At 52.3% G+C, this 21,208-nt stretch carries 18 protein-coding genes and 1 tRNA gene; 13 read left to right on the forward strand and 6 right to left on the reverse strand.

Translation table 11 applies throughout. The features are described from left to right. Positions 1–92 precede the first annotated feature (92 nt). Positions 93–959, reverse strand: a complete 867-nt coding sequence (gene yghU / locus ACUY4Q_RS03885; protein WP_458045775.1) for a glutathione-dependent disulfide-bond oxidoreductase — start codon at positions 957–959, stop codon at positions 93–95. Positions 960–1,048: 89 nt separating this feature from the next. Further along, a complete protein-coding gene (locus ACUY4Q_RS03890; protein WP_458045776.1) occupies positions 1,049–1,603 on the reverse strand; it encodes a DsbA family protein in 555 nt (184 codons plus the stop codon). Between the two features lie 272 nt (positions 1,604–1,875). Here ACUY4Q_RS03890 and cscK point away from each other — a divergent pair, with 272 nt between their 5' ends. The 7 genes from cscK to ACUY4Q_RS03925 all read left to right on the forward strand — a co-directional run bounded on the left by cscK (position 1,876) and on the right by ACUY4Q_RS03925 (position 11,233). Next, complete coding sequence (gene cscK, locus ACUY4Q_RS03895) at positions 1,876–2,802, forward strand: fructokinase (protein WP_458045777.1); 927 nt, start codon at positions 1,876–1,878, stop codon at positions 2,800–2,802. A 152-nt stretch (positions 2,803–2,954) separates the two neighbouring features. Further along, positions 2,955–4,472 (forward strand): carbohydrate porin, encoded by a 1,518-nt coding sequence (locus tag ACUY4Q_RS03900; protein WP_458045778.1) that lies wholly within the window; start codon positions 2,955–2,957, stop codon positions 4,470–4,472. A gap of 69 nt (positions 4,473–4,541) precedes the next feature. After that, positions 4,542–5,912 carry a sucrose-specific PTS transporter subunit IIBC gene (locus ACUY4Q_RS03905; protein ID WP_458045779.1) on the forward strand — a complete coding sequence of 457 codons (1,371 nt, stop codon included), beginning with the start codon at positions 4,542–4,544 and terminating at the stop codon, positions 5,910–5,912. Continuing rightward, positions 5,912–7,321, forward strand: a complete 1,410-nt coding sequence (locus ACUY4Q_RS03910) for a sucrose-6-phosphate hydrolase (protein ID WP_458045780.1) — start codon at positions 5,912–5,914, stop codon at positions 7,319–7,321. Before ACUY4Q_RS03905 ends, ACUY4Q_RS03910 begins: the two co-directional genes overlap by 1 nt. Before the next feature lie 29 nt (positions 7,322–7,350). Next, positions 7,351–8,391 (forward strand): substrate-binding domain-containing protein, encoded by a 1,041-nt coding sequence (locus ACUY4Q_RS03915; RefSeq protein ID WP_458045781.1) that lies wholly within the window; start codon positions 7,351–7,353, stop codon positions 8,389–8,391. 185 nt (positions 8,392–8,576) lie between these two features. After that, positions 8,577–9,464, forward strand: coding sequence for an alpha/beta fold hydrolase (locus tag ACUY4Q_RS03920; RefSeq protein ID WP_458045782.1), 888 nt, complete (start codon positions 8,577–8,579; stop codon positions 9,462–9,464). A 551-nt stretch (positions 9,465–10,015) separates the two neighbouring features. Then, positions 10,016–11,233 (forward strand): fimbrial protein, encoded by a 1,218-nt coding sequence (locus ACUY4Q_RS03925; RefSeq protein ID WP_458045783.1) that lies wholly within the window; start codon positions 10,016–10,018, stop codon positions 11,231–11,233. A 62-nt stretch (positions 11,234–11,295) separates the two neighbouring features. On the opposite strand, the gene ACUY4Q_RS03930 is transcribed toward ACUY4Q_RS03925, so the two are convergent. Next, complete coding sequence (locus ACUY4Q_RS03930) at positions 11,296–11,889, reverse strand: TetR/AcrR family transcriptional regulator (RefSeq protein WP_458045784.1); 594 nt, start codon at positions 11,887–11,889, stop codon at positions 11,296–11,298. 114 nt (positions 11,890–12,003) lie between these two features. On the opposite strand from ACUY4Q_RS03930, the gene ACUY4Q_RS03935 reads away from it, so the two are divergent. The 4 genes from ACUY4Q_RS03935 (at position 12,004) to ACUY4Q_RS03950 (ending at position 15,291) form a co-directional block, all read left to right on the forward strand. After that, on the forward strand, positions 12,004–12,588 hold the full coding sequence (locus ACUY4Q_RS03935) for an NAD(P)H-dependent oxidoreductase (protein ID WP_458045785.1): 585 nt from the start codon (positions 12,004–12,006) through the stop codon (positions 12,586–12,588). Positions 12,589–12,985: 397 nt separating this feature from the next. Beyond that, positions 12,986–13,432 carry a hypothetical protein gene (locus ACUY4Q_RS03940; protein ID WP_458045786.1) on the forward strand — a complete coding sequence of 149 codons (447 nt, stop codon included), beginning with the start codon at positions 12,986–12,988 and terminating at the stop codon, positions 13,430–13,432. 187 nt (positions 13,433–13,619) lie between these two features. Further along, positions 13,620–13,961, forward strand: coding sequence for a helix-turn-helix domain-containing protein (locus ACUY4Q_RS03945; RefSeq protein WP_458045787.1), 342 nt, complete (start codon positions 13,620–13,622; stop codon positions 13,959–13,961). Then, positions 13,951–15,291: a type II toxin-antitoxin system HipA family toxin gene (locus tag ACUY4Q_RS03950; RefSeq protein ID WP_458045788.1), complete on the forward strand. Its 1,341-nt coding sequence runs from the start codon at positions 13,951–13,953 to the stop codon at positions 15,289–15,291. The genes ACUY4Q_RS03945 and ACUY4Q_RS03950 overlap by 11 nt, the downstream gene beginning before the upstream one ends. Positions 15,292–15,446: 155 nt before the next feature. Here ACUY4Q_RS03950 and ACUY4Q_RS03955 read toward each other — a convergent pair whose 3' ends face one another. Continuing rightward, positions 15,447–17,636: a TonB-dependent siderophore receptor gene (locus ACUY4Q_RS03955; RefSeq protein ID WP_458045789.1), complete on the reverse strand. Its 2,190-nt coding sequence runs from the start codon at positions 17,634–17,636 to the stop codon at positions 15,447–15,449. A gap of 540 nt (positions 17,637–18,176) precedes the next feature. Here ACUY4Q_RS03955 and ACUY4Q_RS03960 point away from each other — a divergent pair. Then, the gene (locus ACUY4Q_RS03960) at positions 18,177–18,896 is read left to right on the forward strand and encodes a hypothetical protein (protein WP_458045790.1); all 720 of its coding nucleotides are present in this window, start codon (positions 18,177–18,179) and stop codon (positions 18,894–18,896) included. A gap of 73 nt (positions 18,897–18,969) precedes the next feature. After that, positions 18,970–19,494: a hypothetical protein gene (locus ACUY4Q_RS03965; protein WP_458045791.1), complete on the forward strand. Its 525-nt coding sequence runs from the start codon at positions 18,970–18,972 to the stop codon at positions 19,492–19,494. Between the two features lie 544 nt (positions 19,495–20,038). Here ACUY4Q_RS03965 and ACUY4Q_RS03970 read toward each other — a convergent pair. Next, a tRNA-Phe gene (locus tag ACUY4Q_RS03970) sits at positions 20,039–20,114 on the reverse strand. 105 nt (positions 20,115–20,219) lie between these two features. Then, positions 20,220–20,939 carry a DUF554 domain-containing protein gene (locus ACUY4Q_RS03975; protein ID WP_458045792.1) on the reverse strand — a complete coding sequence of 240 codons (720 nt, stop codon included), beginning with the start codon at positions 20,937–20,939 and terminating at the stop codon, positions 20,220–20,222. Positions 20,940–21,208: the final 269 nt, after the last annotated feature.

Genomic DNA, 21,208 nt, shown 5'->3' on the forward strand with positions numbered 1-21,208 from the left:
ATTTCGGGGATGTAAATATGGTGTGAAAAAAACAGTCAAAGCGAGGGATGAGAAGGAAAGCCCCGGGCGCAAATCCGCCCGGGTGATACGGATTACCTGTTGCGTTTGTCTTCGGTGTTTGTGTCGAAGTCGCTGGCGTCGTGGCGCTCATGCAACTGTTCGCTCGGCTCACCGAAGGTGCGGTTGACCATGCGCCCACGCTTCACCGCAGGACGCGCCGCCACCTCTTTTGCCCAGCGCAGCACGTGGGTGTAGCCGCTGGCTTCCAGGAACGTATCCGCATCGTAAACGTTGCCCAATACCACGTTGCCGTACCACGGCCAGATTGCCATATCGGCAATGGTATACTCATCACCTGCCACATAGCGATGCTCTGCCAGTTGCTTATCAAGCACATCCAGTTGACGCTTGGCTTCCATGGTGAAGCGGTTGATGGCGTACTCAATTTTCACCGGGGCGTAATGGTAAAAGTGGCCAAAACCGCCGCCGAGGAACGGTGCGGAGCCCTGCAGCCAGAACAGCCAGTTCAGCGTTTCGGTGCGTGCAGCGAGATCGTTTGGCAGGAAGTGACCAAATTTTTCTGCGAGATACAGCAGAATCGCACCGGACTCAAACACGCGGGTCGGCGGGGTGGTCGAGTGGTCACGCAGCGCCGGAATTTTTGAGTTCGGGTTCACATCCACGAAGCCGCTGGAGAACTGATCGCCTTCGCCAATGCGAATTAACCAGGCGTCGTACTCCGCCTCTTTCACGCCTTTCGCCAGTAATTCTTCCAGCAAAATCGTCACTTTCTGCCCGTTCGGTGTACCCAGAGAATAGAGCTGAAGCGGGTGCTTACCCACGGGTAATGCTTTCTCATGCGTTGCGCCGGAGATCGGGCGGTTGATATTGGCAAACGCGCCGCCGCCGGACTTATCCCACGCCCAGACTTTGGGTGGCTGGTAGTTTGTGTCTGACATGTTGACCTGCCTTTTCGTTAAGGTGTTGAAGCAGTGTAGCAGTCGTCAGGCAGGGTGTTGAGGCCCCGCCCGTTAGGCAAACCGGTGTATCAGGCCAGGATGCGCGCAGCCCAGGCGCTGATGTCATCGCCGCTGCCGAGGTCCGCCTGCACCAGGCCATTGACCATAAAGGTTGGGGAGACATGAATACCATTCTGGCGGGCATATTTGCAGTGCCATTTGATTTCGGCCTGCAGCTCCGGGCGCGCAAAAGCCTCAGCCAGCCGCACGCCGCTGTAATTTTCAATGCGCTCGATAATCTGCTGCGGTGTGGTATCCATGTTCGGGCCGCTGCAGTGGTCGGTAAACTCAAACTCTTCGCGATGGTCAGCAACTGCCTGCATCACTTTATGTGCGGCATCGCGCCCGTTGGTGAGCGTGGAGGCGGCAAGAATGCAGCGCACGATCACGCCGGAGAACAGATGCCAGGGTTGCGATTGCAGGCGAATTTTTACCGTCACCTTATCTTCGCCCACCTCTTTTAACAGCGCATCCAGCTTGTTAAAGGCGCGCACCGAGAACGGGCAGGTGGGTTCCAGAAAAACGTCGAAAGTGCGTGGGCCGTGACCCCAGACCAGCGGCTCGGCATGTAACGGTTGGCTCATGTTCACTCCTGATGTTTAACACAATGTGGTTGAAAACGTGTGTGGCACTGACAAAAGAGAATATCAGGATGTGATTTCGCGAGGCACTGGAATTGATGGATTTAACCTTGATGAAGGCTAAACCGCCCAAAAAGCCAACGCCACAAAACCACCGTCGGGAAACGCCATTCTGGTGATTCCGCGCACGTCATCATGAAATGGATGTCGGAATAGATTGATTTGCTAAACCGGTTTAATTAGATTTTAGCCATACATTCTATTGGGAGAAAATCATGTCCGCTCACGTCTGGTGTCTGGGTGATGCCGTTGTTGATCTATTGCCTGAGAGTGATGGTCGCTTAATGCAGTGCGCAGGCGGCGCCCCGGCCAATGTCGCCGTGGGTATTGCACGACTGGAGGGAAAAAGCGGGTTTATTGGCCGGGTGGGCCAGGATCCGTTTGGCAAATTTATGCACGCCACACTGTGTCAGGAAAAAGTGAATACCCATTTTATGACCTTTGACGAGGCGCAACGCACCTCCACGGTGGTCGTCGACCTTGATGACGAAGGCGAACGCTCCTTCACCTTCATGGTGCGCCCCAGTGCCGATCTTTTCTTACAGGCCGATGATTTGCCTGACTTTCAACAGGGCGAATGGCTGCATAGCTGTTCCATTGCGCTTTCGGCTGAACCTTCACGCTCTACGGCATTACTGGCCATGCAGCGTATGAAGGAGGCGGGGGGCTTCGTCAGTTTCGACCCCAATATTCGCGCCGATCTGTGGCAGGATCCGCAGGTTTTACACCGTTGCCTGGCCTACGCCTTTGAGCTGGCCGATGTCGTGAAGCTGTCGGAAGAGGAGCTGGCCTTTATGACGGCATCCACTGATCTGCGCACCGGCATGAAAACGCTGGTCAAGCGTTTCGCCATCAAGCTGTTACTGGTCACTCAGGGCAAAGCCGGCGTGCTGGCGTTGTTCCAGGGCGATATTTTTCATTACCCCAGCGAGCCCGTGGCCAGCGTGGACACAACCGGGGCGGGTGACGCTTTTGTTGCCGGGCTGCTGTGGCGACTGGCGCAAACGGGCTTACCCCAGAGTGAACCCGAGCTGGCATCCAGCCTGCAGTATGCGCAGCGGTGCGGGGCCCTGGCGACCACGGCGAAAGGGGCGATGACCGCACTGCCTCGTCTGGGGGCACTGATGACGCTGACGCGCTGATTTCACACCTGATTTGCGACCCGCTTCACATTCACTAAACCGGTTTAGCTTTTTTGTTTGCGCCCTGAAATTACTCTTGATTATGATTCGCACCTAAACCGGTTTAGCAAAATGTTCAGCACTCTTACCTCTTTCATAGGGACGCAAAAATAATGAGAAAAAGTACGCTCGCTATCACCCTGGGTTTATTAATGGGATCGGGGTCTGCCCTGGCGGCAGGCGCGGGAACAAGCAGCATCGAGGCGCGTCTGGCGGCACTTGAGCAACGTTTGCAGGCGGCGGAACAACGGGCCACTAACGCTGAGAAAAGGGCGCAGGCTGCCGAGTTACAGGCAAAAAATCTGGCGACTGAACAGCAGAAAACACAAATCACGACGGCGGAAGTGGCACAGCGCACCACCCAACTGGAACAGAAATCCACTCAGGAAGGCGGGTTTGAATTTCACGGGTATGCCCGTTCGGGCCTGCTGATGAACGATTCTGCGGCCAAAACGCAGGGCGGGCCAGGGATGACGCCAGCGGGAGAGAGCGGTGGGCACGTAGGGCGTCTGGGCAACGAGCCGGATACCTACGTCGAGCTGAATCTTGAGCATAAGCAGACGCTCGCCAGTGGGGCCACGACCCGCTTTAAGGTGATGCTGGCCGACGGGCAGCGCAGCTACAACGACTGGACGGCATCCAGCAGCGATCTCAACCTGCGTCAGGCATTTACCGAACTGGGTCATCTGCCGACCTTCACGGGCGCGTTCAAGGATTCCACGGTCTGGGCCGGCAAGCGTTTTGACCGCGATAACTTTGATATTCACTGGATAGACTCGGACGTGATTTTCCTCGCCGGGACCGGCGCAGGCATCTATGACATGAAGTGGAGCGATAACGCGCGTAGTAACTTCTCTCTCTATGGCCGTACCTTTGGCGACATCGAAAACAGTGAAAACAACGCCCAGAACTACATCCTGACGCTGAACAACTATTTTGGCCCTGTGCAGGCGATGGTCAGCGGCATGCGGGCGAAAGACAACGATGATCGTCTCGACATTGACGGCAATAAAGTGAAAAGCGATGCCGCTAACACCGGTGTTCATGCGCTGTTAGGACTGCACAATGAGAGCTTCTACGGCCTGCGTGACGGCTCGTCGAAAACGGCGCTGCTGTATGGTCATGGCCTTGGTGCTGAGGTGAAATCGGTAGGGTCTGATGGCGCACTGCTGCCGCAGGCGGACACCTGGCGCCTGGCGACCTACGGCATGACGCCGTTGGGCGGAGGCTGGCATATTGCGCCAGCGGTGCTGGCCCAGAGCAGCAAGGACCGGTACGTCAAAGGCGACAGCTATGAGTGGGCAACGGCTAACCTGCGTGTGATTCAGGAACTGACGCAGAATTTCGAGATGCAGTATGAGGGCAGCTATCAGTATATGGATCTCAAACCTGAGGGCTACAACAGCCGCAACGCGGTAAACGGCAGCTTCTACAAACTCACCGTGGCGCCAACGCTGAAAGCGGGCGATGTCGGCGAGTTCCTGAAACGTCCTGAACTGCGTCTCTTTGCCTCCTGGATGGACTGGGATCACAAGCTCGACAACTATGCCAGCGATGATGCACTGGGCAGCACTGGCTTTAAGTCTGGCGGCGAATGGACCTTCGGCGTGCAGATGGAAACCTGGTTCTGATAAGCAAGCCCCGTTACGGGGCTTCTTTACGCGCTAATTATTATAAATTTATATAAAACAGAGGTTTATATGGATTTCGAACAGATTTCCCGGTCGCTGTTACCGCTGCTGGGCGGCAAGGACAATATTGTCAGTGCGGCGCACTGCGCCACCCGCCTGCGCCTGGTGCTGGCGGAAGACGCCAAAGCAGACACCACGGCAATCGGCAAAATTGATGGCGTGAAAGGCTGTTTTCGTAACGCCGGGCAACTGCAGGTGATATTTGGTACTGGGGTGGTGAACAAAGTCTATGCCGCGTTTATCAAGGAAGCGGGCATTGGTGAAACCAGCAAATCGGAAGCGGCTGCCATCGCCGCGCGTAAACTGAATCCTTTCCAGCGCGTGGCCCGTTTGTTGTCCAACATCTTCGTGCCTATCATCCCGGCCATTGTGGCCTCGGGGTTGCTGATGGGTCTGCTGGGGATGGTGAAAACCTACGGCTGGGTGAACCCGGAAAATGCGCTCTATATCATGCTGGATATGTTCAGCTCGGCGGCGTTCATCATTCTGCCTATCCTGATTGGCTTTACTGCGGCACGGGAATTTGGCGGCAACCCCTACCTGGGGGCGACGCTGGGCGGCATTCTGACCCACCCGGCGTTGACCAATGCCTGGGGCGTGGCCGGCGGGTTCCATACCATGAACTTTTTCGGCCTCGACGTAGCGATGATCGGCTATCAGGGCACGGTCTTCCCGGTGCTGCTTGCCGTCTGGTTTATGAGCATCATCGAAAAACAGCTGCGCCGGGTCATTCCTGACGCGCTGGATCTGATCCTGACGCCATTTTTGACGGTCATTATTACCGGTTTTGTCGCCATGCTGATCATCGGCCCGGCGGGCCGCGCGCTGGGTGACGGCATCTCCTTTGTGCTCAGCACCCTCATCACCCACGCCGGCTGGCTGGCAGGGCTGCTGTTCGGCGGGCTGTATTCGGTGATTGTTATCACCGGCGTGCACCACAGTTTCCACGCCATCGAAGCCGGGTTATTGGGTAATCCATCCATTGGCGTGAACTTCCTGCTGCCCATCTGGGCGATGGCTAACGTCGCGCAGGGCGGTGCCTGTCTGGCGGTGTGGTTCAAAACCAAAGATGCCAAAATTAAGGCTATCACGCTGCCTTCGGCGTTTTCTGCGGTGCTCGGTATTACGGAAGCCGCCATTTTTGGTATCAACCTGCGGTTTGTAAAACCCTTTATCGCTGCGCTTATCGGCGGGGCAGTCGGCGGTGCCTGGGTGGTGTCGGTACATGTCTACATGACCGCAGTCGGCCTGACGGGTATTCCGGGCATGGCGATTGTGCAGGCCAGCTCGTTGCTAAATTATGCTATCGGGATGGTGATTGCCTTTACCGTCGCCTTTGTTATCTCTTACCTGCTGAAATATAAAACGGACTCAGAATAATGACTGCAACGACCCTGTTACCGGAAATTTTACTGTCAGTGCTGAAGGGCCAACCGAAAGCGCTGCGGGACAGTCACTATCCGGCCTGGCATCTGGCTCCGGTGACCGGGCTGTTGAATGATCCTAACGGCTTTATCCATTTCCAGGGGCGGTTCCACCTGTTCTATCAATGGAATCCGCTCGGCTGCCAGCACAATCACAAATGCTGGGGCCACTGGAGTTCTGCGGATTTGCTGCACTGGCAGCATGAACCCTTAGCCCTCATGCCCATTGATGACTATGACCGCAGCGGCTGTTACTCCGGCAGCGCGGTCGACAATCAGGGTGAACTGACGCTGTGCTACACCGGCAACGTGAAATTTGCCGAGGGCGGACGCACGGCCTGGCAGTGCCTGGCGGTGCAGAATGCCGAAGGGGGGTTTGACAAGCTGGGGCCGGTGATAGCGTTGCCGGAAGGATACACCGGGCATGTCAGGGATCCGAAAGTCTGGCAGCACGAAAATCAGTGGTACATGGTGCTGGGGGCGCAGGATCTGGCCCTACAGGGCAAGGTGCTGCTGTTGCGCTCGGACGATTTGCACCACTGGCAGATGCTCGGCGAACTGGCGGGAAGCGGCCTCGGTGGGCTAGGCGACGCAGGGTACATGTGGGAGTGCCCGGACCTGTTCACGTTGGGGGCGGACACCTTCCTGATTTGCTGCCCGCAAGGGGTGGCCCGTGAGGAACACCGTTTCCTTAACACGCACCCGAGCGCTTATCTGAGCGGCGCCTTCTCAGCTGAGCAAGCGAAATTCGAACACGGTGCGCTGCACGAACTCGACGCCGGGTTTGAGTTTTACGCTCCGCAAACCACCCAAAGCGCCGACGGTCGACGCCTGTTGGTGGGCTGGATGGGCGTGCCGGATGGCGAAGAGATGCGCCAGCCCACGGTCGCGCAGGGCTGGATCCACCAAATGACCTGCGTGCGTGAACTGTCATCCCGCAACGGGACGCTGTATCAACAGCCAATCAGAGAGCTACAGGCGCTGCGTGAAGACGAACACCACTTTGCCGGACGGGCAGACAATGCCCCGGTGATTGACGCCAGGCGTCTGGAACTGGTGATTGAGAGTGAAGGCGACGTGACGCTCAATTTCGGCGATACGCTGATTTTGCACTGGCATAAAAACCAGCTGCGTCTCGATCGCCCAAGCCTGGAAAACGGTGAGTGGCTCTCGCGCTACTGGCTGGCAGAGGCGAGCACATTGCAGATCCTCTGTGACCACTCCAGCGTAGAAATCTTCATCAATGAGGGCGCTGGGGTGATGAGTAGTCGCTACTTCCCGTCACATCCTGCGCAATTAACCTTTGGCGGAAGCGGAGAACTGCGGGTGCAATACTGGTCGTTACGCCCTTGCATGGTAGAATAACGGCTTGTTTCATTAACCGATGTATTGTCGTGAGAAAAACAAAACGCGTTACCATCACTGATATCGCTGCGCTGGCGGGCGTCTCAAAAGCCACCGCCAGCCTGGTTCTCAATGGACGAGGTAAAGAGTTACGCGTGGCGCAAGAAACCCGTCAACGTGTGCTTTCCCTCGCTCAACAGCACCATTATCAGCCGAGCATCCATGCCCGGCTGTTGCGCGAAGATCGTAGTCACACGCTGGGGCTGGTGGTTCCTGAGATAACCAACCAGGGGTTTGCCACTTTTTCTCATGCCCTGGAAAATCTGTGCCGTGAGGCCGGTTTGCAGCTTCTCATCTCGTGTACCGATGAAAACGCCAGTCAGGAGTCCGTGGTCGTTAACAATCTGGTCTCCCGCCAGGTGGATGGGTTGATTGTCGCTTCCAGCATGCTCAACGACGCCGATTACCTGAAACTCAGCGAGCAACTGCCCGTAGTGCTGTTTGACCGCTACATGAACAGTACGCCGCTGCCGCTGGTCATCACCGATGCGGTGACGCCTACCGCCGATCTGGTTGAACGTCTGGCCCGCGCCAATCCTGATGAAATCTACTTCCTCGGCGGGCAGCCGCGCCTCTCACCGACCAAAGACCGACTGGCGGGCTTTACGCAAGGTCTGGAAAGAGCGGGCGTGACGCTGCGCCCGGAGTGGATAATCCACGGCAATTACCATCCGAGCAGCGGCTATGAAATGTTTGCCGCACTCTGCGCGAAGCTTGGCCGCCCGCCGAAAGCGCTGTTTACTGCGGCATGTGGTCTGCTGGAAGGGGTGCTGCGTTATATGAGCCAGCACCATTTACTGGAAAGCGATATCCAGATTGCCAGCTTTGACGATCACTATCTCTATGACTCGCTTTCGCTGAGCATTGATACCGTCGAACAAAATATCCCGCGCCTGGCGTACGACTGCTTTGACCTTATTACCCAGTTGATTGAGGGTAATGAACCCACCGAGCTGCAACGTGTTTTGCCCGCGACCCTGCGCCTGCGTAATGCAGAGCTGAAAAAAGCCGACTCGGCCCCGCTAAGCTAGTTCTTCGCTGGAATATCCGCGCCCACAGTCCGTTCGCGACGACGCGAATGTGGGCCTTCTCTGCATTATCTCTATTTCAGATAAGTGTTTGAGTTTTAACTCTAAGCTGCGTATTGCTGGTGTATTTTTAAACTGATAATTTATTTTTCTGTCTTCTTTACATCACTATCATCATGGGCGATCGCATGAACAGAAAAAGCACATTACTCATTGCCGGCTTGCTCGGCGTGGTGGGCGCGTTGAGTGTTGCCAGCGCATATGCGGTGACCCCTCAATCCCCCGTTGCGTGGGGCGAGCGGTGGAAAAAATTACCCGCGACACCCGCGCCCGTGGCGGCGTTAAAATCCGGCTATGCCAGCGTTAACGGCATTCAGCTCTATTACGCCACCGCCGGGGAAGGCGAGCCGGTGGTTTTGCTGCACGGTGGGCTGGCAAATTCCGATTACTGGGGCCAGCAGGTTGCTGCGCTGGCGCAACATCATAAGGTGATTGTGGTCGACAGCCGTGGCCATGGGCGTAGCACGCGGGATTCGCGCCCTTACAGCTACGATTTAATGAGTGATGACGTGGTGGCCTTACTGGATCATCTTAAGATTGCCAAAGCAGACATCGTTGGCTGGAGCGACGGCGGCATTATCGGTATCGATCTGGCGATTCGTCACCCGACGCGGGTAAACCGCATTTTCTCATTTGCCCCGAATACCAAAACCAGCGGCGTAAAGCCTGACACCGAGAAGAATCCGGTCTTTGCCAGCTATATTGAGCGGGCGGGCAATGAGTACCGCAAGCTGTCCAAAACGCCGGATCAGTACGATGCCTTTGTTGAGCAGATTAGCCATATGTGGGGGACGCAGCCGAACTGGAGCGATGAGGATCTGAAGAAGATCAACACGGCGGTACTGATTGTCGATGGTGACCATGATGAGGCCATTGTGCGCGAGCATCTGGAATACATTGCCAACACCATTCCGAACGCCGGGCTGCTCATCTTACCGAACACCAGCCACTTCGCCTTTATTCAGGCACCGAAAGAGTTCAACGAAGCGATCCTCAACTTTATTGACTACAAGTGACATGAATGGCCGGGCGACCGGCCTTCTGTTTTTCGCTTTTGTTGATGGTTATTTTTAAATACATGCTATTAATAAATATATATCACTGTTGTTTTTCGCGATCATGGTGTTGTTTGTATTAATGCTTTATTTGTATTTTATTTCTCGCATTTATAATATATCAGTGATGCCTTTCTGAGGGTGAGATATTTATGGCTGTTAAATAATGATTAAGATCATTTCATTAAGTTGATTAATGATTTTATTTGTGAATATCGAAGTATAATGTTGAGTGATGTATGTGTATTGCTGATGGTTTCAGTATGCTGATGCTTTCGTAATATAATGCAAGTAAATCAGAGTGGTAAAAAGAATGGGCTTTGTACGTGAAAAATCCCATCCATGCCCTATAGATTTAATAATAATTGTGGTGAATGGTTTTTAGGGTTATGGCCGTTTTTTTGACAGTCGGCAGGATTTGATTGAAAATAGCGTGCCTAAACAATATTCATGGGGCAGAGTGATATGGGGAATAAGATACAACCCTAAACAATGTTTCCAGGATAATGATTATGGGGAATAAATGGGTTTTAATTTTATTTTTATTTACTACCAATTTCTCTTTTGCAGCGACGGTAACATGTTCTGGTGGGGTGAACCCAACCTCACTTGCTATGCCGACCTCTACACAAGATAAAATCACATCAGGTCTTTCAGGTGATACGTCGACTTATCGTGAAATTTATAAAGTGAATTTTGTTTTCTTTGGAAAATCAAATACGACCTGTAAAGCAAGTTCCAGTACTAGGTTGAATTGGATGCTTTACGCATACAATACCAGCGGTAAGGCTCCTGTTAAATATGGCAATAACTATATTTTTCCTACAAATATTGATGGCCTAGGTATTTCATTTAATGAACAGGATGACCAAAGAGGCAGTCCGATCGGTAGTTATTCAAATGGTGTTCTATTTAAACATGACTGGAATGTTCCAACATCGAACGGCACTTATAATTCATATGTAAAGGCTATGGTGACGGTATGGAAAATGCCTGGGGTGTTCGACGCAACACAATTGAACAGTAGTGGGATGTTGGCATTTAGCGGTATTAAGATTGTCCAGGCATTACAGCTAACGTCTGCTAGTGATTCGTGGGGGGCTGGACTACCTAATCGAGGTGACTCCTCCCTGCTGGCATATAGTTGGACAACCAATGAGGTTGCCGTAACCGGTGGGCTTAATATGTACCCCGGCACCTGTAACTTGAGTAATCAGACGGTGAATCTTGGAAAGTTTAGTCCCTCGGACATACCCAGCTCTTCTCCGTGGAAAGATGTGGCTTTTACGATCAACTGTCCGGAAGCCTGGGGATATGGAAAAACCACGACGACTAACGCAGGAAAAGCTGATAGTGCCGACGTCACGAACCCTAATAACATATATAGCCGAACAACTAATACAGCTAACTCAGGAATAATTATCACCGTTTACCCACGTACAACCATAATTGATAATAGCCGAAGTATCATTGGCTTAAAAACCGGAGGGGCCGAAGGCTACGGTATTCAACTGGCCTGGGGCGCTGCGGCGGTGCAGCCGACGACGGGCGATCCGACCAATAAAGTCACATTTAACCAACCGAAAGTTTTGAATACCACAAATTATGGCAACACCGGTCAAACCACGACGCAGTTGATAAATATGGCCGCCCGCTATATTCGCACCACCGGCACCGTTCAGGCAGGCCGCGCAGACGCCTCCATAGAAGTGGTCGCCAGTTACAATTGATCATGTGATCCCCTCCCTACTGATTGTGAGGGGATTGATTCAGGATGAGTGCCTGATTATGTTTAATCACTCACTTTATCGACCATACAAATGATCCCCTGCACCAACTGATCTTTCGCCTCTTGCGCACTGATTTTGCCTATGACCACTGCCCAGGATAATCCTTCAGCCGCGCCAAGCATCGCCCATAGCGCAGGTGTCTGTAGCGTTTTACTCTTGCTGAGAGGGCTGAACAACGCCCGGCATTTTTCAATGAACGTGGTGGCATATTCTTCGCGAAGTTGCTCAAGCTCCGGGGTGCCGCTGAGCGCGGCAATCACGGTGGGCATTTCGCGCCCGGATAACAGCACGCACTCGATGTAAGCGTCGGCAATCACCGCCGCGAGCTTCTCCAGCACCGGTTCCGTTTGGCTTATCTGTGCATCCATACGCGCCGTCGAGCGCAGGTCGTATTCCCGATAAAGTGCGGCGAACAGCCCCGAACGGCTGGTGAAATGATCGTAAACCACCGGTTTTGTTATCCCGGCACGCTCCGCCAGACGACCCAGCGTCAGCGCTTCTGTCCCCTCTTCACGAACAATCTGCCAGGCCACATCGACCAGTTGAACATAGCGTTCCTGGCGAGATAACCGCTGGCGAGCGGGCTGATTTGTCATCAAACAGATTCTCCATTGACACGCTTATATACCAAAGGTAACTTACTAATGGTAACTTACCTTTGGTATATAGAGTACGTTTGCTTACGCCATCCCGCAACCAGGAGTCGCCAAATGCATGCTTTAATCGTCGTTTCTCACCCGGATACCCACTCTCTGACCCATAGCGTCGCTGCCGCCGTAGCGAAAGGCATTACCGCTAACACGCAGCACACCGCCGATATTGTTGACCTCACCGCCGAAGGTTTTAACCCGACCTTCACCGCACAGGATTTTGCCGCGTTCAAACTTACCGAGCCGGTATCTGCGGCCATTGTCGCAGAGCAGGCGCGAATTGATAAGGCCGATGCGCTGGTGCTGGTGTTCCCCGTCTACTGGTGGTCGATGCCCGCCCTGCTGAAAGGCTGGATTGACCGCGTGTTTACCAACGGCTGGGCGTACGAAGAGACCGCCGAAGGAGAAGTGGTAAAAAAACTGGGCCATCTACCGGTGCACATTATTGGCCTTGGCGCGGCGAGCCAGGGCGCTTACGACCGACACGGCTTTACCGCCGCTTTTAACGCACAAATCGCCCACGGCATTTTTGATTACTGCGGTGCGCAGGTCAAAGCTTCTGAACTGATGTTACTGCCGGAGCTGGGCAGCCCCCAGGCGTATCTGGATAAAGCACTGACGCTGGGGGAGAAGGTGTTTGGGTGAGGAGAGTGATGGCCCGCCGGAAGGCGGGTTAGTCGAATGTTCAGTAATGACATCGGCTTTTTGCGGTGTGCATAATGAATTGTCCATACCTGAGAAAGCGATTGATTATGTCTGTATCAAAAAATAACCCGAACATTCACCTTCCTTTGGATGAACACATCAGCAAAAACATAAACCTGCGGTAATTAGCCTGCATATTACATACAGTTTTGCGAAGCAGATTCCAGAGTCATACGCCGTGTCTTTCACCACAGTAAAAGCGCTTGCGACCTGTTACCGATAGCAGTATCTTCCCCCCGCACCTGCAAAATCAGGTGCCGGGATTAGCCTCCTGAACACTGTTACAGGCGACACATGACGCGCCAGCGTCTATTACCCGTTACAGGAGGCTGCCACTATGGCTACGTTCCCTACCCAGACTCACCCGTTACTCACCACCGCATTTAACGTCCAGACAGATTTCACCGTTCTGGCTGACTACTGCGAAAACCTCGCCGAAATCCTGATTGAAAGCGACGATCCATGGCTTGAAAAAGCGCTGTATGGCCAACTGCGTTCCTGCCTGAGCCTGCTGGAACCCACCTTGCTTGAGCCCATCCTTGCGCACCTTATTGCCAGCCTGACGGTCGATGTTCTTCCTGAAAACGCCCCGCGTTTCGAACCAGAATGTACCGAGCTTTGCCGCTACTGTCTGGCGCTGACCAACGTGCTTGAGGGGAAGCAGATCTCAGCAGATTTGACGAAAGAGATAAGAGGCTTGCTGTATGACCTGGTGACATTCTTTACGGCGGGAATGAAAGCCCCGCGCTGGCTGCGCACGGCAGAGGGGGTGACGTTACTCTAAGCAAAAAGCGGGCAATTATGTAGCACATCAATACGGACTATTTTGCACCTTAAAAACAACGCAATAATGATAACGTATCTTTTAAGGTGCATCCATTTGAGCGTATCACTCGCTTCTGAGTTTGAAATTTTGAAATATGCACCTAAAATAGAACATAAAGAATTTAGTGATGGTTTTAAGGTGCATAATGAAGCGTTCTCAACATGATTTACTCTCTTCGGAACAAAGCCTTCAACTCAGCGCGCTGGGTCGCAAGCTGGCTGAGAGCCGCATCGCCCGAAAAATGCGCCAGTCAGAAGTGGCTGTCCGGGCAAATTTGAGTCGTAACACCGTCAGTCGCATCGAAAATGGTGATGCCGGTGTCGCAATCGGTCAGATCCTTCGCTATCTCGATGTTATCCGTCCTGGTGCAACGCTGGCAGATGTGTTGACGAAACAAGATAACGTGGTAGATGCCATGGATGCTGCTGCTCGCCCTCGCCGGGCAAGGCCGCTCAGCAACAAGGAGCTGGAAGAATATGACTTCTGAACAGACGTTAATGCTCCATGCGTTTCTGCCGGGGGCAACCCGGTCGGTGCCAGCTGGTAAATTGCATTTGCAAGAAGAAGGTGTTGCGCTCCTGGCATCGCGTTTTGTCTATGGTCTGAAATATCTGAAAAGAAATGGGGCGATTGAAATCGATCCTGTCGGGTTAGGTATGTTGCATGGACAACAAGTCGCCAGACAGGAATTATTTGCGCAAGAATCAGCGCTATTTGGTGGTATCCGTGATGCTGCACCCGATGCATGGGGCCGTCGCGTCATTGAAGCCAGGAGGAGAGTACCGGCAAATGCGCTACCAGAGTCAGTGTACCTGCTTGAAGCAGGACCCAACCGGACAGGCGCGTTAGATATCACGCCCGACGGAGAACCGGCCAGAGAGCTAAAGGACTCAGCGGATATTAAGTCACTGGGATATCTGTTGGATGCAGCAGAAAGAATTGAGAATGGCGTACCTTTGCCAACAAATCTTCACGGGATATTCGATGCGGGTTCCAGTATGGGGGGGATGCGTCCAAAAGCCACGGTGGTGGTTGAAGATGGTAGTCACTGGCTGGCGAAATTCTCTTCCCGTACAGATCGAGGTTTTTGTTACCCGGCAGTTGAACATGCAACGCTAAGACTTGCACATTCAGCAGGGCTCCATGTTCCCGAGACCCGCCTTGAAGAGATAGGTGAGGGGCGCTTTGCGATGTTGATTAAGCGTTTTGACCGTGTTGGGGCTGGAGAGACGACCGGGCGACGTCATTTCGTGTCTGCACTGACACTGATGAATATCCACGAAATGGCATCCATAGAAAGCAGTTATGCTGAGCTCGCAGACGCTATGCGTCGCCATCTTGATGCGGGCTGCCTGGTTGAAGACTTAAAAGAGCTCTATCGCCGGATGGTATTCAATATTCTGGTCAACAATGATGATGACCATTTACGCAATCATGGCTTTGTCCTGATGGAGTCGCCAGAGCAAACGCCCGTCAGAGGGATGCAAGAGCCTCACACTGTCATCAATCTCGCGTGGCATATCAGCCCATTATACGATGTGGTGCCCCGTCCGGTGCATTCCCACCATCGTCGCCTACACCTTGGCGTGGGGGCTGCTGGTAAAGAGGCTACGTTGATTAATGCGCTTACCTGGTGTGAGCGCTTTGGTTTAAGTCGGGCCGATGCTATCGCGCAAATTGACTCTATCTGGCGCGTAGTCAGAGAGTGGCGCAATCATTTTGAAGAGCAGGGTATCGCGGGAAAAGATATTGATGCTGTGAGTTCTGCATTCTTGCATGCAAGGTATCTGGGAGGAGGCGAGGCCGGAATTGTTTAATGGCCCGAAAACGCGTTTTCTCCTGGGTTTTGCCAGCTGCATGAGGCTCTTCGTTGCCCGAAGTTCTTTCTTCTAAAAGCGGGTGCCGGGTCACTGAAGGATTGACGTTGCTCTAAGCCAAAAACTGCCGCCTGCATTGCAGGCGGCTGTGACTATCAGAAGACGACCGAGTAGTTCAGGCCGAAGGTACGACCGCGGCCTTTATAGGTATACAGGTTCTCAGCACCGTAGGTTGGGCTGTAAAGGCCCGGTGCGCGCTGTCCCCAGGCGGTGGTGTAATCTTCATCAAGCAGGTTTTCCACGCTGAAGCTCAGCTTGCCCACCGGCAGCAGGTAGCTGCCTAACAGATCAACGGTGTTGTAACCGTCGATATGCTTACCGGCTTCGTCAGAGAGATCAAATGTCTGCGTGCTTTGTACGCGCAGAGTCCAGTCCCCCGGCGCCCAGGTCACCCAGGCGCTCATTTTGGACGGGCTGGCGCTGTCGACCGTCAGCTTTTCCCATTTCCCGTCGACGCGGGTTTGCGATTTGATGGCGTTAAAGTTCGCACCGGTGCTCCACTCGCTGTCGGTAAAGAAATAATCCACCTGGCCTTCGACACCGTAGATGCGACGCTTATCATCTTCAACGTTGATGGTCATGTCGGTTTTGTTGATGTTGATGGTTTTGTCGGAGAGCGAGTAGTAACCGGCAATCTGCGTGCGCAGGTTATCCCCGGTGAAGCGCCATCCCAGCTCATATGCGTCGACTTTGATGCCGTCCAGTTTTGAATCGTTGACGTTCACGCTGTTCACCAGGCGATAGTGACCATTGCTCAACTGATAGGTGCCGGAGCCGTAATATTTGGCCAGATCCGGGATCTCAAAACCTTGTGAGAAGTTAAACCACAGCTGCTGACGCTCGGTGAGGTGCCCCAGAATACCGGCGTTAAACAGTAGGTTGTTGTAATCCGTTTTCCCGCCCGGTACGGCGTCAGCGGAGGTGGCTTTACCCGTGGCGATACCCTGTTGCTGCGCGTAGCCAATAAAGTCGTCGACCCGGTTTTCCGTGTACTGGTAGCGTACGCCGCCGCTCAGTGTGATGGCGGAGATGTCGTAACTGCTTTGCAGGAACGGCGCAAGGTTAGTAATGCTATAGCCCGGATAACGCTCGACGTTCCAGGCGTTGTCCAGCTTCATCCCCCCGCTGGCTGCGGCTTTGTTGAGATCGAAAAATTGCTGGTTGGCGTCGAAGGTTTCATGCTCGGCATCCACCCCCCACGTCAGTGTCAAATCATCCAGCGGCTTGCTGTTAATGGTGAGTTTGCCGCCGTAGAAATCGGTTTTTTGCTGTGACGCCCCAATGCTGGTGACCTTGCCGCCGGAGAGGGTAGGGAAGGGGTAAAATGTGAGGCTTTCATCGCGGTAGTAAATCTGCGCGAGCAGGTCCTGACCCCAGAAATCGGTGTTGGAATATTGCAGGTTGATCAGGTGACGCTCGGTGCCCGGAATACGGTCGGAATCGAGATTGTTCTTGTTATATGCGTTGCCTGCACCGGTCACCGCGGAGAAGTTCTCGCCAAGGAACAGGCCGTGCTTACCGTCGGATTCACTTTTGTAATACTGGGTGGTGAGCTGCAGTTGCTGATGGTCGTCGATGTTCAGCGTGCCGGTGCCCATCACGTCCAGACGGCCAGAGTATTGCAGACCGGTCTGGGTGTTATCGATGTTCACTTCGTTGCCTTTGCCGTCATACCAGCCGCCAAAGCGCTGATACGCAACGGATAGTCGACCCGAGGCATTGTCGTTGCCGCCGCTGACCGCCGCCGCGACGTTCTCATCATTATCGTTATGACTGTTAAAGCCGGTTTTCATGCCGGTCTGGAACTCGACTTCCGTTTCCGGCTGGCCTTTTTTGGTGACGATATTGATTAAGCCACCGGTACTGCCGCCGCCGTAGAGAGAGGTGGCACCGGAAATGACTTCGATACGCGCGATATTAAACGGATCGATAGAGTCCAACTGGCGGCTGTCGCTGCGCGAAGAGTTTAAACGCACGCCGTCGACCATCACCATCATTGAACGACCACGCATATTCATACCGTAGTTGGTACGCCCCTGGCTGCTGACATCCATACCCGGAATCAACTGCGCCAGCACTTCTTTGAGTTCTTTACCACCCTGAACCTGTTGTTCAATTTCAGCCTGTTCAACGACCCAGGTGGTTTGTGCCATGTCGGTAATATTGTGATTTGAACGGCTGGCGGCCACGACCAGCGTCTCTTCTTTCTGTCCTTCAGCCGAGGCATTTGCGGCGAGCATCATCAGTAAACAAGGGCTTAGCGCCCAGGAGCAACGGGATTTCATTATTGTGATCGTCCTGATTTATCGAGATTTCGGCGGCATGAATGCCCCGCATTACACGAACACCACCTTCTCAGGTGATAGTAATTATCAAGATGATATGGATTATCGTTACCGTGTAAACAGTTAATGTTAAAAAATGTAAATGTAATGACATGATTTTAATGTGGTTTTTTGCCGAGCAGGGTACTCCCTGGTTTTCTGTCACCGATCGCTGACCAGGATGCTGATATTGAAGTGCCCGATTAACGCGTGATCCGCCATTGGAATATTTTATATATCCAAAGATATGTATGCTGATAATTAATTCACAAAACCTATTGTTAATTAATTATCGATCGTTAAAATCGATCAATGATTGGTTTGTGTGACCCTATTCACAATATTCAGGCAGTTTCACGTCCATATTATCAATCAGACGGGTTACTTATTTAAAAATAGATTTTTAACTTGTCTACTCAATATTTCATTTGCCTGGTAGAAAAGACCATTGATGTAAGTGGAATATTGTTCATCGATATTTTTCATATGGAAAGGTGACTTATGCCTACTGAAATTAAAATTGTAGTGACTAATAAATCCTCGAAACAAAAAGAGATTTTTTTCTTCCAGCAGCCTGCAAAATATAACGGAGCGGAGGGTGTTTATTCAAATAGTATTTTGAGTACACCCCTCCCTCCTTTTTCAGAATCTGGCAGTAAATACGAGTTTGGGGTGAGGGAAGTATATTATGCGGGTGTTGTGGAGGTGAAGGAAGAAATTGTCCCAGGTAAACCTTATGGTTTCATGACAGCAAGTCGACTTGTTGAACTTACCCCTGCTGCGGGTGCTGGGGAGATTAAACCAAACTGCGTTAACGTCAAAACTAATCCGTTAGGTATTGAAGCCGCTAAGATTGATTTGAATGTTGCTCCAGGAGGGTTTCGTATTTGCTCCCCGGTGTTTGATCCTGAAAGAAAAAGATATCTTGCAGGAGCCGCAATTGAGAAAAGCGATAAAAGTATTGTTTTATCCAGTTTTGTAGAAATGGAATCGAATACCAGGCTAGACTGTCAGCCTGTTATTAAGTTTTATGTGGCCACTGGCGCGTATCAAGCGGGAACGATCATGAACTTCATCTCGTCTTCCAGGTCTGCCGCAGAGTGTGATGCAACCGAGGGCCGAACCAAGTTTCATGTATCACTTGAGCCTGATAATACATGGAAAGTGGAATCATTTTTTGACGATGATTCTTTAAAAGAACATTTGGAATCTCTCCGGTAATTCTCTTCTTTACTTCTAATGAAAAGGTGCAGAGCTTAAATTCTGCACCTGTTTAATCGTAACTGGAGTACATATGTTTAAATATTGGTTCACGGCCCCAAAAGGGGGCGCTTTTTCTTCATTTTATATGTTTAACCCAGTCTCAAGAGTATTTTGTCGTATACGACTTGAGTTAAATAGAAAGACCACGGAGAAAGATAATGGTGAAACGGGCGCGTTCTATCGAGATTATAGAGTCGTGGGGTTTTCTTCACGGAGTAATCTCGATGTCGGGAATCTTTCATTATGGAGAATTTCAACATCTGACTCCTGTCATCGCTTAGTTTATGAAAGTATTATGGCATTAAGAGCGGAGCCTGAGCACTGGGGTGAGCATGTTTATGACACAAGCAATGCGGAAATATCTATTCATAAAGGAAATCCGATTATACCTGAGGAGGAGGCCATCTTGCCTGACACCGTCAAAATTGCGGATTTAATAGCGCTGGCCAAAATTGCCATTAAAAATAAAAGTTCTGTTGTATTAACAGGAAAAGATGCAACTGGAGCTGAACTGGCACAGGCGATATTAACCGCGATTCAACCCAGCGATAAATAATGCAAAACTATCATTTATCCTACCAGATCATCCACTTACAGTAAGTACCCCTTTGCTTACCATGATTGCACTGGAATAAAAATGTAGGTAAACATCTGGCGACTGCAGCCCGGATAACCGAAGGGGTGAGCCGCTTGCGGCGAATAATCGAATGGAGTTCGATGGAAAGTCCGGCCGCAGAAAAGCAAAAAACCCGCCATAGGCGGGTTCTTCTAAATAGTGGTGCCCGGACTCGGACTAACGCCGAAGGCGTTGAACAGCGCGCTTGCCGCGCTGGCCCCGAAGGGGTGAGCCGCTTGCGGCGAATAATCGAACAGAGTTCGATGGAGAGTCCGTATCGCCAAAAGCAAAAAACCCGCCATAGGCGGGTTCTTCTAAATAGTGGTGCCCGGACTCGGACTAACGCCGAAGGCGTTGAACAGCGCGCTTGCCGCGCTGGCCCCGGAGGGGTGAGCCGCTTGCGGCGAATAATCGAACGAAGTTCGATGAAGAGTCCGTATCTCCAAAAGCAAAAAACCCGCCATAGGCGGGTTCTTCTAAATAGTGGTGCCCGGACTCGGAATCGAACCAAGGACACGGGGATTTTCAATCCCCTGCTCTACCGACTGAGCTATCCGGGCAACGGGGCGCATTAAAACCGATTCGCCTCGCCTCGTCAACGAAATTTCTTCAAATCGTTGCAGACTGCACAATCTATCACCAGAAAAGAGGAGATGCACGTATCTTCAGGCAAAAAAGGCGGTCCACAGGGCAGAAAGCGGCATAGCCAGCACGAGGGCAGGCAGCATGTTCGCTACGGCAAACATCTTGATGCCACAAATTCTTAAGCCCGTAGCTAACAGGAGCACACCGCCCACGGCGGTAAAATCGCCCATCATCGCCGGTGTGGTTAACGGCATAATCAGCGTGGCACTGTAAGCGAGGGTGAGCTGAATCGCCAGCATTGGCACGCTGATTGCGGCGACAGCAATGCCCAGCGAGGTGGCAAAAATCAATGCAGTAAAGAAATCGAGAAAGGCTTTTGCAATAAGGATGCTGTTATCCCCGGTCATGCCTTCACGCATTGCGCCGAAAATACCGGTGCCGCTCGCACAAAACAGAATAATGATCGCCACCAGACTTTGAATAAACGCCTCATGCCCACTGAGGGCGTGTTCCCCGCCACGGCGCTTTTGCAGCACGTTGCGCAGGCCATTTACGCCACCGCTGATGCCGCGCTCCACATAGCAGAGTTCACCAATCAGCGTGCCGACGAGAGTGGCGAGCACCATCACGGGCAGATTCACGCATTTAATCACCAGCAGAATGCCTATGCCCAGCGACGCGAGGCCAAAAATCGACGGCATATTGGCGCGAATACGCTCCGGCAAGCGCTGGCTAAGCACCGCGCCCAGAACGCCGCCTAAAAGAACGGCGGCAGCATTGATAAAGGGTCCAGTAAACACGTTTTTTCTCCTGATACCTGGCGTGAGCAACTGCATATTATGGCGCTGTAATGCACATTATTATGCCCGAATAATGCGGTGGTGATGTGTATTAATCTTTTGAATATAATAACTTATGTGAATCATTAAAAATGCGTCTGCATGAGGCTGCAATTTGCCGTTGTCTCGTTGGTTGCACCTGCTAATAAATGATGACATGATTGCGCGAATTTTCCTCTCCACTCTACGGGACTGCCTGGAATGACGCTGCTTTCATCACTCCAACAGAT

This window comes from Phytobacter cepae, assembly GCF_054165735.1.

Bases quoted from the DNA above. Each gene is read 5' to 3' on its own strand.
- yghU (WP_458045775.1), bottom strand. From the start codon at position 959: ATGTCAGACACAAACTACCAGCCACCCAAAGTCTGGGCGTGGGATAAG.
- ACUY4Q_RS03890 (WP_458045776.1), bottom strand. From the start codon at position 1,603: ATGAGCCAACCGTTACATGCCGAGCCGCTGGTCTGGGGTCACGGCCCA.
- cscK (WP_458045777.1), top strand. From the start codon at position 1,876: ATGTCCGCTCACGTCTGGTGTCTGGGTGATGCCGTTGTTGATCTATTG.
- ACUY4Q_RS03900 (WP_458045778.1), top strand. From the start codon at position 2,955: ATGAGAAAAAGTACGCTCGCTATCACCCTGGGTTTATTAATGGGATCG.
- ACUY4Q_RS03905 (WP_458045779.1), top strand. From the start codon at position 4,542: ATGGATTTCGAACAGATTTCCCGGTCGCTGTTACCGCTGCTGGGCGGC.
- ACUY4Q_RS03910 (WP_458045780.1), top strand. From the start codon at position 5,912: ATGACTGCAACGACCCTGTTACCGGAAATTTTACTGTCAGTGCTGAAG.
- ACUY4Q_RS03920 (WP_458045782.1), top strand. From the start codon at position 8,577: ATGAACAGAAAAAGCACATTACTCATTGCCGGCTTGCTCGGCGTGGTG.
- ACUY4Q_RS03925 (WP_458045783.1), top strand. From the start codon at position 10,016: ATGGGGAATAAATGGGTTTTAATTTTATTTTTATTTACTACCAATTTC.
- ACUY4Q_RS03930 (WP_458045784.1), bottom strand. From the start codon at position 11,889: ATGACAAATCAGCCCGCTCGCCAGCGGTTATCTCGCCAGGAACGCTAT.
- ACUY4Q_RS03935 (WP_458045785.1), top strand. From the start codon at position 12,004: ATGCATGCTTTAATCGTCGTTTCTCACCCGGATACCCACTCTCTGACC.
- ACUY4Q_RS03940 (WP_458045786.1), top strand. From the start codon at position 12,986: ATGGCTACGTTCCCTACCCAGACTCACCCGTTACTCACCACCGCATTT.
- ACUY4Q_RS03945 (WP_458045787.1), top strand. From the start codon at position 13,620: ATGAAGCGTTCTCAACATGATTTACTCTCTTCGGAACAAAGCCTTCAA.
- ACUY4Q_RS03950 (WP_458045788.1), top strand. From the start codon at position 13,951: ATGACTTCTGAACAGACGTTAATGCTCCATGCGTTTCTGCCGGGGGCA.
- ACUY4Q_RS03955 (WP_458045789.1), bottom strand. From the start codon at position 17,636: ATGAAATCCCGTTGCTCCTGGGCGCTAAGCCCTTGTTTACTGATGATG.
- ACUY4Q_RS03960 (WP_458045790.1), top strand. From the start codon at position 18,177: ATGCCTACTGAAATTAAAATTGTAGTGACTAATAAATCCTCGAAACAA.
- ACUY4Q_RS03965 (WP_458045791.1), top strand. From the start codon at position 18,970: ATGTTTAAATATTGGTTCACGGCCCCAAAAGGGGGCGCTTTTTCTTCA.